General features: G+C 60.9%; 16 protein-coding genes. 13 read left to right on the top strand and 3 right to left on the bottom strand.

Annotation, left to right across the window (positions count from 1 at the left end):
* The first annotated feature begins 32 nt into the window (after positions 1-32).
* Complete coding sequence (locus tag ACA071_RS23195) at positions 33-1,031, top strand: LysR family transcriptional regulator (RefSeq protein WP_497641297.1); 999 nt, start codon at positions 33-35, stop codon at positions 1,029-1,031.
* A 110-nt stretch (positions 1,032-1,141) separates the two neighbouring features.
* Here the strand turns inward: ACA071_RS23195 and ACA071_RS23190 are convergent, their stop codons facing one another.
* Positions 1,142-1,549 carry a PA2817 family protein gene (locus ACA071_RS23190; RefSeq protein WP_054051726.1) on the bottom strand — a complete coding sequence of 136 codons (408 nt, stop codon included), beginning with the start codon at positions 1,547-1,549 and terminating at the stop codon, positions 1,142-1,144.
* A gap of 65 nt (positions 1,550-1,614) precedes the next feature.
* Positions 1,615-4,062: an acyl-CoA dehydrogenase gene (locus ACA071_RS23185; protein WP_497641296.1), complete on the bottom strand. Its 2,448-nt coding sequence runs from the start codon at positions 4,060-4,062 to the stop codon at positions 1,615-1,617.
* A gap of 248 nt (positions 4,063-4,310) precedes the next feature.
* Between ACA071_RS23185 and ACA071_RS23180 the strand changes: the two genes are divergently transcribed.
* The 4 genes from ACA071_RS23180 (at position 4,311) to ACA071_RS23165 (ending at position 7,478) form a co-directional block, all read left to right on the top strand.
* Complete coding sequence (locus ACA071_RS23180; protein WP_497641295.1) at positions 4,311-4,970, top strand: transglutaminase-like domain-containing protein; 660 nt, start codon at positions 4,311-4,313, stop codon at positions 4,968-4,970.
* Positions 4,971-5,013: 43 nt separating this feature from the next.
* Positions 5,014-5,637, top strand: a complete 624-nt coding sequence (locus ACA071_RS23175) for a glutathione S-transferase family protein (RefSeq protein WP_497641294.1) — start codon at positions 5,014-5,016, stop codon at positions 5,635-5,637.
* A 132-nt stretch (positions 5,638-5,769) separates the two neighbouring features.
* Complete coding sequence (locus ACA071_RS23170; protein WP_429529115.1) at positions 5,770-6,702, top strand: ABC transporter ATP-binding protein; 933 nt, start codon at positions 5,770-5,772, stop codon at positions 6,700-6,702.
* Positions 6,699-7,478: an ABC transporter permease gene (locus tag ACA071_RS23165; protein WP_497641293.1), complete on the top strand. Its 780-nt coding sequence runs from the start codon at positions 6,699-6,701 to the stop codon at positions 7,476-7,478. Before ACA071_RS23170 ends, ACA071_RS23165 begins: the two co-directional genes overlap by 4 nt.
* Positions 7,479-7,560: 82 nt before the next feature.
* On the opposite strand, the gene ACA071_RS23160 is transcribed toward ACA071_RS23165, so the two are convergent.
* On the bottom strand, positions 7,561-8,076 hold the full coding sequence (locus tag ACA071_RS23160; RefSeq protein ID WP_497641292.1) for a DUF2062 domain-containing protein: 516 nt from the start codon (positions 8,074-8,076) through the stop codon (positions 7,561-7,563).
* Positions 8,077-8,212: 136 nt separating this feature from the next.
* On the opposite strand from ACA071_RS23160, the gene ACA071_RS23155 reads away from it, so the two are divergent.
* The 8 genes from ACA071_RS23155 (at position 8,213) to murB (ending at position 15,062) form a co-directional block, all read left to right on the top strand.
* Positions 8,213-10,447 (top strand): DNA internalization-related competence protein ComEC/Rec2, encoded by a 2,235-nt coding sequence (locus tag ACA071_RS23155; protein WP_497641291.1) that lies wholly within the window; start codon positions 8,213-8,215, stop codon positions 10,445-10,447.
* Between the two features lie 86 nt (positions 10,448-10,533).
* Positions 10,534-11,172, top strand: coding sequence for a flagellar polar localization protein PocA (gene pocA, locus ACA071_RS23150; RefSeq protein WP_497641290.1), 639 nt, complete (start codon positions 10,534-10,536; stop codon positions 11,170-11,172).
* Positions 11,169-11,600: a flagellar polar localization protein PocB gene (gene pocB / locus ACA071_RS23145; RefSeq protein ID WP_169373602.1), complete on the top strand. Its 432-nt coding sequence runs from the start codon at positions 11,169-11,171 to the stop codon at positions 11,598-11,600. Before pocA ends, pocB begins: the two co-directional genes overlap by 4 nt.
* Complete coding sequence (gene lpxK / locus ACA071_RS23140) at positions 11,600-12,610, top strand: tetraacyldisaccharide 4'-kinase (RefSeq protein ID WP_497641289.1); 1,011 nt, start codon at positions 11,600-11,602, stop codon at positions 12,608-12,610. Before pocB ends, lpxK begins: the two co-directional genes overlap by 1 nt.
* 25 nt (positions 12,611-12,635) lie before the next feature.
* A complete protein-coding gene (locus tag ACA071_RS23135) occupies positions 12,636-12,821 on the top strand; it encodes a Trm112 family protein (RefSeq protein WP_007945752.1) in 186 nt (61 codons plus the stop codon).
* Positions 12,818-13,582, top strand: a complete 765-nt coding sequence (gene kdsB, locus ACA071_RS23130; protein ID WP_463258175.1) for a 3-deoxy-manno-octulosonate cytidylyltransferase — start codon at positions 12,818-12,820, stop codon at positions 13,580-13,582. The genes ACA071_RS23135 and kdsB overlap by 4 nt, the downstream gene beginning before the upstream one ends.
* A complete protein-coding gene (locus ACA071_RS23125; protein ID WP_497641288.1) occupies positions 13,582-14,046 on the top strand; it encodes a low molecular weight protein-tyrosine-phosphatase in 465 nt (154 codons plus the stop codon). The genes kdsB and ACA071_RS23125 overlap by 1 nt, the downstream gene beginning before the upstream one ends.
* On the top strand, positions 14,043-15,062 hold the full coding sequence (gene murB / locus ACA071_RS23120; protein WP_497641287.1) for a UDP-N-acetylmuramate dehydrogenase: 1,020 nt from the start codon (positions 14,043-14,045) through the stop codon (positions 15,060-15,062). The genes ACA071_RS23125 and murB overlap by 4 nt, the downstream gene beginning before the upstream one ends.
* Positions 15,063-15,131: the final 69 nt, after the last annotated feature.

The following is a 15,131-nucleotide window of genomic DNA, read 5'->3' as shown; positions in this document are numbered from 1 at the left end:
AATCCATTCAAACATCAAAGGACTGTTGCGCTGTGAGCATAAATCTACCGCTGCCGCTGCTGGGTGAGATGGCGATTTTCGTGAAGGTTGTCGAGACTGGCAGCTTCTCCGAAGCGGCACGTCAACTGGGTTCATCGCCTTCAGCGGTCAGTCGCAGCATCTCGCGCCTGGAAAAAGCCTTGGCCACTCGATTGCTGCAGCGCACCACGCGCAAACTGCGGTTGAGCGATGGCGGCGAAGAGGTGTTCAAGCGTTGCCAGGAGATGGTCAGCGCGGCCAAATCGGTGATGGAAATCAGCGGTCAGTTCACTCACGAGGCCGAAGGACTGGTGCGGGTTAGCGTGCCCAAGGCAGTGGGGCGATTTGTGATTCATCCGCATATGCCGGAATTTCTGCGGCGTTATCCCAAAGTGGATGTGGAACTGTTGCTCGAAGATCGGCAGGTGGATTTGATCGATGACAATGTTGATCTGGCAATCCGCATTACCGATCGCCCGCCAGCGGGACTGGTCGGGCGGCAGTTGCTGACCATCGACCACTTGCTGTGTGCGACGCCGCAGTACCTGGCCGAACACGGTACGCCCGCGCATCCCCATGACTTGCTCAATCACAGTTGCATCTACTTGGGCGAAACCCCGAGCGATGCGCGCTGGAAATTCAAGAAAGGCAGCAAGGCCGTGACCGTGGGCGTGCGCGGTCGTTATGCCGCCAATCACACTGGCGTGCGATTGGGCGCGGTGTTGCAGCACATCGGCATTGGCAGCTTGCCGTACTTCACCGCCCGATATGCGCTGGAGCAGGGGTTGATCGTGCAGGTGTTGCCGGACTGGACTTTTCTGGCTTCCTACCATGGTGGTGCGTGGTTGTTGCACTCGCCGACGCGCTATCTGCCGCCGAAGCTGCGGGTGTTTATCGATTATTTGGTGGAGTGTCTGGAGAAGGAGCCGACCTTGAGTAAGCCGGGTAAGCCGAGTGCATTGAGCAAGGTTGCGGCGGAGTATGAGTTGCCGGAGAGTGATGGGTTGCTCTGACGGGCCTCTTCGCGGGCAAGTCGGATCGCCCGCGAAGGCGTCCTCACTGATTCCACAAAAAAAGGCCCGCATGAATAACATGCGGGCCTTTTTGCATTTCTAACCGTGGATCAGTGCTTGCTGTCGTCTTGCGACATCGCCAGCAGCTGTTTTTCCTGGTTCCAGTCGAACGGTTCGTCGTTCTGTTCAGCTTCGAAACGACGTTCTTCCAGGGCTTGATACAAGTCGATTTCATCATCGGGCATGTAGTGCAGGCAGTCACCGGCGAAGTACCACAGCAGGTCGCGCGGTACCAGGTGGGCAATTTGCGGGTAGCGGGTGATGACCTGGCAGAGAATGTCCTGGCCCAGGTATTGGCTTTCGATCGGATCGACCGGCAGCAACGCACGCAATTCGTCGAAGCGCTCCAGGAACAAGGCATGGCTTTCTTCGGGAACCTGTTCGGCCTCACCTACGGCGACCAGGATGCTGCGCAAGTGGTCCAGCAAGACGAGATGATCGGCAACGACATTGGACACGAGATAAGTCCTCAAGAGCAAAACGGGCGCGGGAGTATAAAGCTCCCACGCCTATTTTTACAGGATCAGCGGACCTTTCCGTCGGCCAGCGCCAGCTCATCCTTGTCGAAATCATCGACATCGATCACCTTGCGCCGCGCCACTTCGGCGTCACGCAGGGTCTGCGCCTCAACCGGTTGCAACACCCCGGCTTCCAGTGCGGCATCGATGGCGTGTTCCCCGGCCGTTGGTTTGACCTGGCCACTCTTGAGCGCCACGTGCAACTTTTTCTGCAACGGTTGCGCCGCGGTCAGCAGGTTGCAGGCGTGTTGCAGGGCGCCGACAGCGTCATCAGCCGATTGCGGACGGTAGCAACCGCCGAGCAGTTCTTCGAGGGTCGGATCGCCCTTGGCCCGGCCAATGACCGCCGCCACTTCGGCGCCAAGTTTGTCCGACGGACCTTTGTGACGACGACCGAACGGAAACACGATCACCCGCAGCAGGCAACCCAGCACCTTGTTCGGGAAGTTGGTCAGCAGTTCATCCAGCGCGCGCTCGGACTGGCCCAGGCTTTCTTCCATGGCCCAGATAAACAGCGGGGCCATGTGGTCTGGCGAATCGAGGTCGTGGTAACGCTTGAGCGCGGCGGAGGCGAGGTACATGTTGCTCAGTACATCCCCCAGGCGTGCCGACAGGCGTTCGCGACGTTTAAGTTCACCGCCGAGCAGCATCATGCTCAGGTCGGCCAGCATGGCAAACGCTGCGGCCTGACGGTTGAGGGCGCGGAAGTAACCTTGGCTGAGCGAGTTGCCCGGCGCCCGTTCGAAATGACCGAAACCGAGGTTCAGCACCAGCGTGCTGGCGGCGTTGCTCACCGCAAACCCGATGTGCTTGAGCAGCAGGCCATCGAATTCGGTGAGGGCCTGATCCTTGTCCTCACGACCGGCGAGGGCCATTTCCTTGAGCACGAATGGATGGCAGCGAATCGCGCCCTGGCCGAAGATCATCAGGTTGCGCGAAAGAATATTCGCGCCTTCCACGGTGATAAAGATCGGCGCGCCATTCCAGCTACGACCGAGGTAGTTGTTCGGCCCCATGATGATGGCCTTGCCGCCGTGCACGTCCATGGCGTGGCTGATGCACTCGCGGCCGCGTTCGGTGAGGTGATACTTGAGAATCGCCGACAGCACCGACGGTTTCTCGCCCAGGTCCACCGCGTTGGCGGTCAGCATACGCGCGGCGTCCATCATCCAGGCGTTGCCGCCGATGCGGGCCATGGCTTCCTGAATACCTTCGAAGGCAGACAGCGGCACATTGAATTGCTCACGTACCTGAGCGTACTGGCCGGTCACCAGACTGGTGAACTTAGCCGCGCCGGTGCCCACTGCGGGCAGGGAAATCGAACGGCCTACCGACAGGCAGTTCATCAGCATCATCCAGCCCTTGCCGAGCATTTCCTGGCCGCCGATAAGGAAGTCCAGCGGAATGAATACATCCTTGCCGGAGTTCGGGCCGTTCATGAACGCGGCGCCGAGCGGCAGGTGACGGCGGCCGATTTCAACCCCGGCGGTGTCAGTCGGGATCAGCGCCAGACTGATGCCCAGGTCTTCCTTGTCACCCAGCAGATGGTCCGGGTCATAGGCCTTGAAGGCCAGGCCGAGCAGGGTGGCCACCGGGCCCAGCGTGATGTAGCGCTTTTCCCAGTTCAGGCGCAGACCGAGGGTTTCCTGGCCTTCCCATTCGCCTTTGCAGATCACCCCGGTGTCGGGCATCGCGCCGGCGTCGGAGCCGGCCAGTGGACCGGTCAAGGCAAAGCACGGAATGTCATCGCCGCGGGCCAGCCGTGGCAGGTAATGGTTGCGTTGTTCGTCGGTGCCGTAATGCAGCAACAACTCGGCGGGGCCGAGGGAGTTGGGCACCATCACGGTGGACGCGAGGTCGCCGCTGCGGGTCGCCAGTTTCATCGCGACCTGGGAGTGGGCGTAGGCGGAGAAGCCTTTGCCACCGAATTCCTTGGGAATGATCAGCGCAAAGAAGCCGTTTTCCTTGATGTGAGACCAGGCTTCGGGTGGCAGGTCCATGTCCTGGCCGATCTGCCAGTCGCTGACCATCGCGCACAGTTCTTCGGTCGGGCCGTCGATAAAGGCCTGTTCCTCTTCGCTCAGTTGGGCTTTGGGATAGGACAGCAGTTTGTCCCAGTCCGGACGCCCGCTGAACAGTTCGCCGTCCCACCAGACCGTGCCGGCATCGATGGCATCGCGCTCGGTTTGCGACATCGGTGGCAGGGTTTTCTGGAACCAGCTGAACAGCGGCGCGCTGAAGTATTTGCGGCGCAGGTCGGGCAGCAACAGGGGGGCCGCAACGGCTGCGATCAGTACCCAGAGAATCAGCAGCAACCAGCCCGGTGCATGGCTGAAGGCGCCCATCGCCACCACATAGACCGCAACAATGCTCAAGGCCGGCAGCGGGGCGATGCGGCGGTGGGCCAACCAGGCGATGCCGACAATCAGAATCAGTATCCACAACAACAGCATATTTAATCCTCCGTGAAGCCAGGGCAAAACCAACTTTCAGAGCTTAGACGGCATCCGCAAAATCGGGTGGTCAGAGCAATGGATTGAAATCGTGGGAAACCTTGGATGGGTTTTGTAAGACCTGTTGGCATCAGGCCTCGGAAATCGTTCGCAAGACGAGCGGCAAAGCGCCCATGTTTGGCCGAATCGTCGTTATCTCTGTGCTGAAGGTGTCGCTAGACTCGAGGCTCCCCCAGGAGATCGTCCTCATGCACGAGTATCTGCGTCCCGGCCGCTTCATCGATAGTGACCACCCTGCGGTGGTGGAGTTCGCCGAAAAACATCGCGGTGTCAGTCGCGATCCGCGCGAGCAGGCGATCAATCTCTATTACGCGGTGCGCGAGGCGGTGCGCTACAACCCCTACACCTTCAGCCGCGACCCAGACACCTTGTGCGGCAGTTACGCCTTGGCGACCGGCGAAAGTTATTGCGTGCCCAAGGCGACCTTGCTGGCCGGGTGCGCCCGTCATTGCGGGATCCCGGCACGCATCGGTCTGGCGGACGTGCGCAATCACTTGTCGACCCCGCGCCTGCTCGAACTGCTCAAGAGCGATGTGTTCGCCATGCACGGTTATACCGAGCTGTACCTGAACGAACGCTGGGTCAAAGCCACGCCGGCGTTCAATCAAGGCTTGTGCGAATTGTTCAATGTTGCACCGCTGGAATTCGATGGCGTCAACGACAGTGTTTTCCATCCCTTCAACCGCGATGGCGAGCAATTGATGGAATACCTGGTGGACCACGGCCAGTTCCCCGACGTGCCCGAAGCGTTCTTTTTCGAGCACTTGGAAAAGTGTTATCCGCACCTGTTCGGCGAGCAACTGCCGGTACTGTTGGGGGACATGCAGAGTGATTTGAGTCGCGCCTGATCCGGCGTATGCTGCCTGCGCATTCATCCAAAAAGAGGCGCTCATGCTGAAGATCTGGGGTCGGAAAAACTCGTCGAATGTCAGGAAACCACTGTGGGCCGCCGAGGAACTTGGCCTGGCCTATGAAGCCATCGATGCCGGCGGTGCCTTCGGTGTGGTGGATACGCCAGAGTATCGCGCCATGAATCCCAATGGCCGCGTGCCAGTGATCCAGGACGACGGCTTCGTGCTGTGGGAATCCAACGCCATCGTGCGTTACCTGATGGCGCGTCACGCCAACGAAACGGCCTGGTATCCGCAAGATCTTCAGGCCCGGGCGTCTGCCGATAAATGGATGGACTGGACCACTTCAAGCTTTGCCGGCCCGTTCCGCACCGTGTTCTGGGGCGTGTTGCGCACTCCGAAAGAGCAGCAGGATTGGCCGGCCATCAACGCTGCGATCAAGGAATGCGACGGTCTGCTGTCGATGGCCGATCAGGCGCTGGCCGCTAAGCCGTACCTGTCCGGTGATGAAATCGGCATGGGCGACATTCCCTTGGGCAGTTTCATTTATGCCTGGTTCGAGATGCCGATCGAGCGCACGCCACAGCCACATCTGGAAGCCTGGTATGCGCGACTGAAACAGCGCCCGGCGTATCAGAAAGCGGTCATGACTGCGTTGACTTAATACTCACTATCGACACACTTGACTGTACTTGTGTGGCGGCGACAAGCACCATTGCGCTCGTGCGCCGTGGTTGTATTGCTCGCCGCCCGCCCTTATTTGTTCCTTTCTTCCCTTCTTGGTGCGTATCCCGATATGAGTTCCGCTCTGTCCATCCGGCAGCTAACCAAAACCTACGGCAACGGTTTCCAGGCCTTGAGTGGTATCGATCTGGACGTCGCCGAAGGTGACTTTTTCGCCTTGCTCGGCCCTAACGGCGCCGGCAAATCCACGACCATCGGCATTCTCTCGACCCTGGTGAACAAGACCACGGGTACGGTGAATATCTTCGGTCACGACCTGGACAAGAATCCTGCACAGCTCAAGCGCTCCATCGGCGTGGTGCCCCAGGAATTCAACTTCAACCAGTTCGAAAAGACCTTCGACATCGTCGTGACCCAGGCCGGTTACTACGGCATCCCGCCGAAAATCGCCAAGGAACGCGCCGAGCAATACCTGACGCAACTGGGCCTGTGGGACAAGCGCGATGTGCCGTCGCGCTCCCTGTCCGGCGGCATGAAGCGTCGACTGATGATTGCCCGCGCCCTGGTTCACGAACCGCGCCTGTTGATCCTCGACGAACCGACGGCGGGGGTGGACATCGAATTGCGTCGCTCGATGTGGACCTTCCTCACCGAGCTGAACCAGAAGGGCATCACCATCATCCTCACTACCCATTACCTGGAGGAGGCTGAGCAGTTGTGCCGCAACATCGGGATCATCGACCACGGCACCATCGTCGAGAACACCAGCATGAAGCAGTTGCTCAGCCAACTGCATGTGGAAACCTTCCTGCTCGACATCAAGAACACCTTGGGCGTGGTCCCGCAGTTGCTCGGCTACCCGACCAAACTGCTCGACGGCCATACCCTGGAAGTCCAGGTCGACAAGGCCATGGGCATCACGGCGCTGTTCACCCAGTTGGCGCAGCAGAACATCGAAGTGCTGAGCCTGCGTAACAAAACCAATCGCCTCGAGGAGTTGTTCGTGTCCCTGGTGGAGAAAAATCTGTCGAAGGTGGCGGTATGAGTTCCGAGCTGCAGCCCAACCTCGTTGCCCTTAATACCATCGTTTATCGTGAGGTAAAGCGCTTTACCCGGATCTGGCCGCAGACCCTGCTGCCGCCAGCCATCACCATGGTTTTGTACTTCGTGATCTTCGGTAACCTGATCGGCAAGCAGATTGGTGGCATGGGTGGCTTCACGTACATGGAGTACATCGTGCCGGGGCTGATCATGATGTCGGTGATCACCAACTCCTACGGCAACGTGGTGTCGAGTTTCTTCGGCAGCAAGTTCCAGCGCTCCATCGAGGAATTGATGGTCTCGCCGGTGTCTCCGCACACGATTCTGATCGGCTACACCCTGGGCGGTGTACTGCGCGGGTTGATGGTCGGGATCATCGTGACCATCCTGTCGATGTTCTTCACCGATTTGCAGGTGCATCACTTGGGCGTGACCATTCTGGTGGTGGTGCTGACGGCGACGATTTTCTCGCTGCTGGGCTTCATCAACGCCGTGTTTGCGCGCAACTTCGATGACATCTCGATCATCCCGACCTTCGTACTGACACCGCTGACGTACCTGGGCGGGGTGTTCTATTCGATCTCCTTGCTGCCGCCGTTCTGGCAGACCGTGTCACTGGCCAACCCGGTTCTGCACATGGTCAACGCGTTCCGTTACGGCATCCTCGGCGTTTCGGACATCAAGATCAGCGTGGCGATCACCTTCATGCTGGTGGCGACCGTGGCCTTGTACATCGGCTGTGCGCGGTTGCTGGTGAGTGGGCGCGGGATGCGAACCTGATTCGGGACCGAGTCGCGCCCTTCGGGCAAGCCCAGACACAGCAATAAAAAAACGGCCTCCCAAGCGGAGGCCGTTTTGCGTTCTACATCCGGTTTTTCTTGCGCCGCTTCCATTGCCGCCCGACCCACCAACGCCAATACATCATGGTCAGGCAGTAGGCCAACGCCCCAAGTACCAACCCTGTCACCACCGACCCGAGCAAAAATGGCTGCCACAACGTCGAGAGTTCGCCGCTGATCCACTCCCAGGTCAACTCGTCTGGCAGCGAACGGGCGGGCACATCCATCAGCCAGGCGCCGGTCTGATACGTACAGAAGAATACGGCGGGCATGGTGATCGGGTTGGTCAGCCAGACCAGGCTCACCGCAATTGGCATGTTGCCGCGAATCATGATCGCGAGGACGGCGGCCAGCAGCATTTGTAGCGGGATGGGTAGAAACGCGGCGAACAGACCGACGGCCATCGCCCGGGCCACCGAATGACGATTGAGGTGCCAGAGGTTGGGGTCATGCAGCAGGGTGCCGAGAAAGCGTAAGGATTTGTGTTCCCTGATGCTGGTCGGGTCTGGCATGTAGCGTTTGAATAAGCGCCGGGGCATAAGGCTTCTCGGTCGGTTCAGGCGGCAAGTATGTCTGGATTCTATTAGCCACCCATTCAGACTTTGTGACAATTAATAACCGTGCTTGTGCGCCGAGCCGACTATGCCTAGTGGGGGGACTCTCAAGGACGGGCTTATGCGCACAGGGATGGTGGCGCTGGCGCTCGGGTTGTTGGCGCTGCGTTTTTTACCGGCATTACCGCCGGTCTGGTTATGGCTGTTGCTGCCGGTCGTGGGTTTGATGTTTCTGCCGTTTCGCACCTATCCGCTGGCATTTTTCCTGTTTGGCTTCAGTTGGGCGTGCGGGCAGGCGCAGTCGGCACTGGATGATCGGCTGTCGGCGAGTCTGGACGGCGAAACCCGCTGGATCGAAGGTCGAGTGGTGGGACTGCCGCAGAACAGTGAAACAGTGATGCGGTTCGAGTTGGCGCAGGCGCGCTCGCGACACGGGGCGGTGCCGTCGCTGATACGCCTGGCCTGGTACGACGGGCCGCCGGTCAACAGCGGTGAACGCTGGCGTCTGGCGGTGAAGTTGAAGCGTCCGACCGGGCTGCTCAATCCCCATGCCTTCGATTACGACGCCTGGCTGCTGGCCCAAGGCATCGGCGCCACCGGGACGATCAAGGATGGTCAGCGCCTGTCACCCGCGCGCTGGGCCTGGCGCGATGGCATCCGCCAGCGTTTGCTCAGTGTCGATGCTCAGGGGCGAGCGGGGGCGCTGGCGGCGTTGGTGCTCGGCGATGGCGCCGGGCTGAGTCGCGAGGACTGGCAGGTGTTGCAAGACACCGGCACCGTGCACCTGTTGGTGATTTCCGGGCAACACATCGGTTTGCTGGCGGGATCGGTGTACCTGCTGATCGCCGGGCTGGCCCGTTATGGCCTGTGGCCGAGACGCTGGCCCTGGCTGCCGTGGGCGTGTGGCCTGGCGTTCGCGGCAGCCCTCGGTTACGGGCTGCTGGCCGGGTTCGAGGTGCCGGTGCGCCGGGCCTGCGTGATGATCGGCCTGGTGCTGTTGTGGCGCTTGCGTTTTCGTCATCTCGGCGCCTGGTGGCCGCTGTTGCTGGCGGTCGATGGCGTCCTGTTGCTGGACCCGTTGGCGAGTCTGCAACCGGGTTTCTGGTTGTCCTTTGTCGCGGTGGCGGTATTGATTTTTACCTTCAGCGGCCGGCTCGGTCCCTGGCGCTGGTGGCAAACCTGGACGCGCGCCCAATGGCTGATCGCGATCGGCTTGGGTCCGTTGCTGCTGATGTTGGGTTTGCCGATCAGTGTCAGCGGGCCGCTGGTCAATCTGCTGGCGGTGCCGTGGATCAGTCTGGTGGTATTGCCACCCGCCTTGCTCGGGACTTTGCTGCTGCCGATTCCTTACGTAGGGGAGGGGCTGCTGTGGTTGGCGGGTGGTCTGATCGACTTGCTGTTCAAGGGCCTGTCATTGATGGCCGGCCAATTACCCGCGTGGGTGCCCGTGGCGGTGCCGCTTTGGATCGGAGTCATCGGCGCGTTGGGAGCCTTTCTACTATTAATGCCGCGAGGCGTGCCATTGCGCCCGTTGGGTTGGCCCATGTTGTTGCTGCTGGTTTTTCCGCCGCGCGACGACGTGCCCGAGGGGCGGGCCGAGGTCTGGCAACTGGATGTCGGCCAGGGATTGGCGATCCTGGTGCGCACTCGCCATCACACGTTGCTGTATGACGCTGGCCCGCGCTTTGGTGATTTCGACATCGGTGAGCGAGTGGTGCTGCCGTCGTTACGCAAACTGGGTGTGAGCGGCCTCGACCTGATGCTGCTCAGTCATGCCGACGCCGACCATGCCGGCGGCGCGCGAGCCATTGCTCAGGGGCTGCCAGTAACGCGGGTACTCAGTGGCGACCCGTTGGCCCTGCCTGCCGAGTTGCAGGCCGAAGGCTGCGAAAGCGGCCGGCAATGGACTTGGGACGGCGTGACGTTCCAGCTCTGGCAATGGTCATCGGCCAGCGAAAGCAACCAGAAGTCCTGCGTCCTGCAGATCGAAGCCAATGGAGAACGCTTGCTGCTGACCGGCGATATCGACTCCAGCGCCGAACGCGCACTGCTGGACGGCCCTTTGGCGGAGCCCACCGACTGGTTGGCGGCGCCGCACCACGGCAGCCGCAGTTCCTCATCCATGGTGCTGCTCACCGCACTGCAACCCAACGCGGTGCTGATTTCCCGAGGCCACGGCAATTCTTTCGGCCATCCTCATCCCACGGTGATGGCGCGTTATCGCAAGCGCGGCCTGCACATCTACGACAGCGCCGAGCATGGCGCCGTCCGTCTGCTGCTGGGAAGCTTCAAACCACCGTCGACGATGCGTCAACAACGGCGCTTCTGGCGCGATGCACCGGTGGTGAACAAATAACCGGCCAGACAGGATGCGACATCCCGGTCTTCGGTGCGTCGACCCCCTATGTTAGAGTGGCGCACTTTTTCGAGGGGACTGTCACTGTGTGGGAATTGGTTAAATCCGGCGGCTGGATGATGATTCCGATCATTCTGAGTTCCATCGCAGCAATGGCTATCGTTGCCGAACGCCTGTGGACCCTGCGCGCCAGTCGTGTGACCCCGGAGCATTTGCTCGGGCAGGTCTGGGTCTGGATCAAAGACAAACAACTCAATAAAGAAAAACTCAAGGAACTGCGCGCCAACTCGCCGTTGGGCGAAATCCTCGCCGCCGGCCTGGCCAACTCCAGGCATGGTCGCGAGATCATGAAAGAGTGCATTGAAGAAGCCGCCGCCCGGGTCATCCACGAGCTGGAGCGCTACATCAATGCGCTGGGCACCATCGCCGCCATGGCCCCGTTGCTCGGGTTGCTCGGGACGGTGCTGGGCATGATCGATATCTTCAGTTCGTTCATGGGCACCGGCATGACCACCAACGCTGCGGTGCTGGCCGGTGGTATTTCCAAAGCCTTGATCACCACGGCTTCGGGCCTGATCGTCGGTATCCCGTCGGTATTCTTCCACCGTTTCCTGCAACGGCGCATCGATGAGCTGGTGGTGGGCATGGAGCAGGAAGCGATCAAGCTGGTTGAAGTGGTGCAGGGCGACCGTGACGTGGACCTGTCCGAGGGCAAAAAAGCGTGAAATTCCGCCGCAAGCAACGGGAGAACATAGACATCAATCTCGTGTCGCTGATCGACGTGGTGTTTGTCCTGCTGCTGTTTTTCGTTGTGACCACCACCTTTACCCGGGAAACCCAGTTGCGCGTCGAACTGCCGGAAGCGGTCAGCGGCTCGCCTGCTGAAGACCAGCAGGTCAAGCAACTGGATGTCGCCATCAGCGCCGAGGGCGTGTTTTCGGTCAACAATCAGTTGTTGCCGAAGAATGACCTGGCCAGCCTGATGGACGCGTTGCAGAAAGAATCCAACGGCGACACTAACCTGCCGCTGTCCATCAGCGCCGACGGCAAGACTCAGCATCAGTCCGTCATCACCGCCATGGACGCCGCCGGCAAGCTCGGTTTCAGCCACCTGCGCATGACCACGGTCGAGGCGGCGCCGCCCGCTCCCTGATGGCCATGTCCGATCGTTTACTCGCCGCGTGGTACGCCGGTCATCCGGCCCTGAAGCTGTTGCAGCCGCTGGAATGGCTGTATCGGCGAGTGGTCACGGGCAAGCGCAAACGTTTCCTGGCGGGCGAGGGTGAGATTTACCAGCCGCCGGTGCCGCTGATCGTTGTGGGTAATATTACCGTCGGCGGTACGGGCAAGACGCCGCTGATTCTGTGGATGATCGAACATTGCCAGCGCCAAGGATTGCGGGTCGGCGTGGTCAGCCGGGGTTACGGCGCCAAGCCGCCGCAATTACCATGGCGGGTCGAGGCCGATCAAGGCGCCGATATCGCAGGCGACGAGCCACTGTTGATCGTGCAGCGCACCGGCGTTCCGTTGATGATCGACCCGGATCGCAGCAGCGCCGTCAAAGCCTTGCTGGCCAGTGAACCGCTGGACCTGATTCTGTCCGACGACGGCATGCAGCATTATCGATTGGCCCGTGACCTCGAACTGGTGCTGATCGACGCCGCCCGTGGCCTGGGCAATAAACGCTGCCTGCCGGCCGGGCCATTGCGTGAACCGATCGAGCGTCTGCAAAGCGTCGACGCGGTGCTCTACAACGGCGCCGCCACTGATCGCGCCGACGGTTTTGCCTTCCAGCTGCAACCCACCGCGCTGATCAACCTGAAAACCGGCGAACGTCGACCGCTCGACCACTTCCCGGCTGGCCAGGCGCTGCACGCCGTGGCCGGCATCGGCAATCCCCAGCGTTTCTTCAACACCCTCGAAACGCTACACTGGCAGCCGATACCCCATGGGTTTGCCGACCACGCCGAATACAGCGTGCAGGCTTTGAATTTCACACCGGCATTGCCGTTGGTGATGACCGAAAAGGATGCGGTGAAGTGCCGTGCCTTTGCCGCCGCCGATTGGTGGTACCTGGCGGTCGATGCTGCGCCATCGCCGGCCTTCGTGGCCTGGTTCGATACGCAGCTGATACGCCTGTTGCCGGCTCGTCTTTTGCCTTAAAACCGTTTTTATCCAGGGAATGCTCATGGACACTAAATTGCTCGACATCCTCGCTTGCCCGGTCTGCAAAGGCCCGCTCAAGCTCAGCGCCGACAAGACCGAGCTGATCAGCAAGGGCGCCGGCCTGGCCTACCCGATTCGCGACGGCATCCCGGTGATGCTCGAAACCGAAGCCCGCACCCTGACCACCGACGAGCGCCTGGATAAATGACCACAGCCTTCACCGTTGTCATTCCATCGCGTTACGCCTCCACCCGCCTGCCGGGCAAACCGCTGCTGCTGATCGCCGGCAAGCCGATGATCCAGCACGTCTGGGAACAGGCGAGCAAAAGCAGCGCCCAGCGCGTAGTGGTCGCCACGGACGATGCGCGCATCGTCGAGGCCTGCAAGGGTTTTGGCGCCGAAGTGGTGCTGACCCGTGAAGACCACAATTCCGGCACTGACCGTTTGGCCGAAGTCGCGACGAAATTGGGCCTGGCGCCCGACGCCATCGTGGTCAACGTTCAGGGCGACGAACCGCTGATCCCGCCAAGCGTGATTGATCAGGTCGCCGCCAACCTCGCTGCCCACACCGAAGCGCGCATGGCCACGTTGGCCGAGCCGATCGAAGACGTGGAAAGCCTGTTCAATCCCAACGTGGTCAAGGTGGTCAGCGACCTCAATGGCCTGGCGCTGACCTTCAGTCGTGCCACCTTGCCGTGGGCCCGGGACGCGTTGGCCAAAAGCCGCGAGCACCTGCCGGAAGGCGTGCCGTATCGCCGGCACATCGGCATCTATGCCTACCGCGCCGGTTTCTTGCATGACTTCGTCAGCTGGGGCCCGTGCTGGCTGGAGAACACCGAATCCCTGGAACAACTGCGTGCTCTGTGGCACGGCGTGCGGATTCACGTCGCCGACGCACTGATCGCACCGCCGCATGGCGTTGATACCGTCGAAGACCTTGAGCGCGTTCGTCGCCTGCTGGAGGCCTGATGCGGGTTCTGTTCGTCTGCCTGGGCAACATCTGCCGTTCGCCCACGGCCGAAGGGGTGCTGCGGCACAAACTGCGTGAGGCCGGGCTGGCCGATCAGATTGAAGTGGCCTCCGCCGGCACCGGGGATTGGCACGTCGGCAAGGCCCCGGACAAACGCAGCCAGGCCGCGGCCAAACTGCGTGGTTATGACCTGTCGGCCCAGCGCGCGCAGCAAGTCAGCCGCGCGGATTTCGCCACGTACGACCTGATCCTGGCGATGGACAACAGCAACCTGCGCAACCTCGAGGCCCTGCAACCGGCCAAGGGCAAGGCCGAACTGGACCTGTTCCTACGTCGTTATGCATCCGAGATCGACGAAGTGCCGGACCCGTACTACGACGGCGACCAAGGCTTCGAGCAAGTGCTGGATTTGATCGAGCGTGCCAGCGATTTGCTGGTGATCGAGTTAAAGGGACGGTTATGAGTTTGCAGGTACAACCCCAGGTTTCGCTCAAGCCGTTCAACAGTTTTGGCGTGGATGTCCGGGCTCAGCTATTTGCCGAAGCCCATAGCGACGCCGAGGTGCGTGAAGCCCTGGCCTATGCAGTGGCGCACGACGTGCCGCTGTTGGTGATCGGCGGCGGCAGCAACTTGCTGCTGACCGCCGATATCCAGGCGCTGGTGCTGCGCATGGCTACCCGCGGCATTCGCGTACTAAGCGATGACGGCAGCCAAGTGGTGATCGAAGCCGAGGCCGGCGAGCCTTGGCATCCGTTCGTGCAGCACACCTTGGCCCAGGGTTTGTCGGGGCTGGAAAACCTCAGCCTGATCCCCGGCACCGTTGGCGCGGCACCGATGCAGAACATCGGCGCTTACGGCGTCGAGATCAAAGACGTGTTCGCCGGCCTCACCGCGCTGGATCGTCAGACCGGCGAGCTGCGCGACTTCACGCTGGAAGAATGTAACTTCGCCTACCGCGACAGCCTGTTCAAACAGCAGCCGGGCCGTTGGTTGATCCTGCGGGTCCGGTTCACCCTGAACCGCACCGCGCACCTGCATCTGGAATACGGCCCGGTGCGCCAGCGCCTGACCGAGCAGGGCATCGATCAGCCGACGCCGACTGATGTCAGCCAGGCGATTTGCAGCATTCGCAGCGAAAAACTCCCGGACCCGGCCGTGCTCGGCAATGCCGGCAGCTTCTTCAAAAACCCTTTGGTGCCAGCGGCGCTGGTGACCCGGCTCAAGGTGGAATACCCGGATCTGGTGGCCTATGCGCAACCAGATGGGCAGATGAAACTGGCGGCGGGCTGGCTGATCGAGAAGGCTGGCTGGAAAGGTTTCCGTGATGCGGATGCCGGCGTGCATAAATTGCAGGCGCTGGTGCTCGTCAACTACGGCGGTGCGACCGGTTTGCAACTGTTGGCGCTGGCGCAACGGATCCAGGCAGACATTTCGCAACGATTCAGCGTCGAACTGGAAATGGAGCCCAATCGCTATTGAGGCTACGCTTTCAAGGCGAATTTCGAAGCCCTGCACACTTCAAATGTGCAGGGCTTTTTTGTTAATGCT

The organism is Pseudomonas sp. LBUM1646, assembly GCF_059716165.1.
This window is presented reverse-complemented; position numbering and strand designations above follow the sequence as displayed.